The organism is Sphaerochaeta sp. S2, assembly GCF_016406725.1.
GTDB lineage: Bacteria > Spirochaetota > Spirochaetia > Sphaerochaetales > Sphaerochaetaceae > Sphaerochaeta.
The window spans coordinates 1-2,109 of sequence record NZ_JAEKNT010000376.1; the positions used below are offsets into that span (position 1 = coordinate 1).

Genomic DNA, 2,109 nt, shown 5'->3' on the forward strand with positions numbered 1-2,109 from the left:
GCTCAAGGGTGATCGGTACGCCTTTCTCTGCTTCCAGGTGGATGATCATCTCATACTCGGCAAACATCGTCTGTCTGAAGAGTGTGGCCACGATGTCATCAATCTGTTTTCCGATGATATAAGCTTTCATCCGATCATCAGTTGCATGGTCGATCATATACTTGGCCAGCAGTTGCTCATTGAAGGTAGAAGCAACTTCTGCCTCGAAGATGGTATAGTCATAGTGGAAATAGGGATTGTTCTTTGCACTGTAATAGCTATGCATTGAGTGTCCCCCTTCGTGGGCTACCGTAAAGACATCACGCAGCACGTCCTCCTTGTAGTTAAGGAGAATATAGGGCTTGCTGGTAAATGTACCGCTGCTGAATGCACCGCTTCGTTTGCCTTTGTTCTCATAGCGGTCTACCCACCTGTCTTTTGTCAGTCCATCTGTGATGGTCTGTACATACTCACTGCCAAGCGGTGCAAGTGCTTCCCCGATCATGGAAACCGCTTCTTCATAAGGGGTTTCACTGGTTACTCCCTTTACCAGGGGAACATAGACATCCCAATGGGAAAGTTTCTCCAAACCAAGGAGCTTTGCCCTCATCCTGTAGTAGCGATGAAGGGTAGGCAGTGCATCGTGGACAGCCTTGATTAGGTTGTCATATACAGATACCGGAACATTGTCTGGGAACAGTGCCATCTCCCTGCAACTCTCATATCCTCTTGCCTTGGCCCGGAAGATGTCCTGCTTTACCTGTCCCTCGTAGAGCCGTGCGATGGCATGTTTGCTCTTGTCATACACCCCGTAGAACTGCTTGTAAGCTCGTTCCCTAATATTTCTATCCTCTTGCATGAGGAATGAGCTCAAGGAGCTCTGGGTGAGAGGTTTTCCGTCGATCTCACCAAAGTCAAAATCAACATTGGTTAGGTCGCTGAACGTGGAACGTGGTGTGGAAGCAACTTCGCTTTGCAGAGCGAGAAGACGCTCCTCCCCCTCACTCAGCACATGGGCTTTGAACCGTCTTGCTTTCTCTATATAGACACGGTAGGGAGCAAAGTCCTCATCGTTCAGGTATCCATCTATAATTTCATCTGCAATACCGAGCAGTTCAGGGTCAAAGAATGCCATGGCTGCAGAGAGCTGGCTCAGAAGACTGGCCGATAGGCTGTACCGTTTGACATTGGTGTTATCAGAGGCATCAGAGGCATATCCCAGGAAAGCCCAGTTATAAATACGTTCTAGAAGAATGCCTGTCTCTTCATACCACCTCATGGTAGCAAGGAATGAATCTTTTCCTTTCTCAAGGGAGCCCTTCAAACCAGGCGCCTCAGCGATACGTTGCTTCATCGCTTCGGTTGCTGCCTCCCATTCAGCTGCATCTGCAAAGAGACTGGTAAGGTCCCAGGTATCCTGCTCAAGTTGTTCTGCTCGTGTCTGTATACTCATGAAATTTCTCCTAACAAAGTAATCAAGTGACGGGTAGCTCTCCCACGGTGACTGTAGCGGTCTTTTTCTTCCTCTGAAAGTTCTGCCATGGTTCTTCCTGCTTCCTTAACGATGAAAACGGGATCGTAACCAAAACCGCCCATCCCATAGCTCTCTTTGGCAATGAACCCATCTACTGCCTCACAGAAAGTGAACTCTCTTCTCCCGCCCATCACAAATGCCAAGGCACATACAAACTGTGCACTCCGCTCCTCTTTCTTTTCCAGGTGAGCAAGATTTTTCAAGAGGAACTCGTTCCTTTCTTCACTTTCCAGCATTCTTCCGAATGTCTCCAGGCCGTAACGGGCGGTTCTTACCCCCGGCCTGCCGTCAAGTGCGTCGACGCAGAGGCCTGAATCATCTGCCAGGATCTTGTACCCTTCGGGTGCCTGGGAGGCCAATGCCCTGGCCTTTCCTAGTGCATTCTCACTAAAGGTTTCTGCCTCTTCCTCGAAGTCAAAATCGATACCCAGCTCTTTTGGCAGTACGATGGTATGATCGGTGAGAATCCTGGAAAATTCCTCTTTCTTATGCTCATTGTTTGATGCCAACAAAATATTCATGGTCCTTAAGATACTCAATGTCAGATTGTTCGTCCATATACTGAGAGAGAACACGCTTCATATAGTGTACTGAAC

At 48.4% G+C, this 2,109-nt stretch carries 2 protein-coding genes; both read right to left on the bottom strand.

Annotation, left to right across the window (positions count from 1 at the left end; all coding sequences use genetic code 11):
- Positions 1-1,432, bottom strand: a 1,432-nt coding sequence (gene pepF, locus JF818_RS11110) for an oligoendopeptidase F (RefSeq protein ID WP_198892077.1), incomplete at its 3' end; no start/stop codon positions are given.
- Positions 1,429-2,034, bottom strand: a complete 606-nt coding sequence (locus JF818_RS11115) for a non-canonical purine NTP pyrophosphatase (RefSeq protein ID WP_198892078.1) — start codon at positions 2,032-2,034, stop codon at positions 1,429-1,431. The genes JF818_RS11115 and pepF, both read right to left, overlap by 4 nt.
- Between the last annotated feature and the right edge of the window lie 75 nt (positions 2,035-2,109).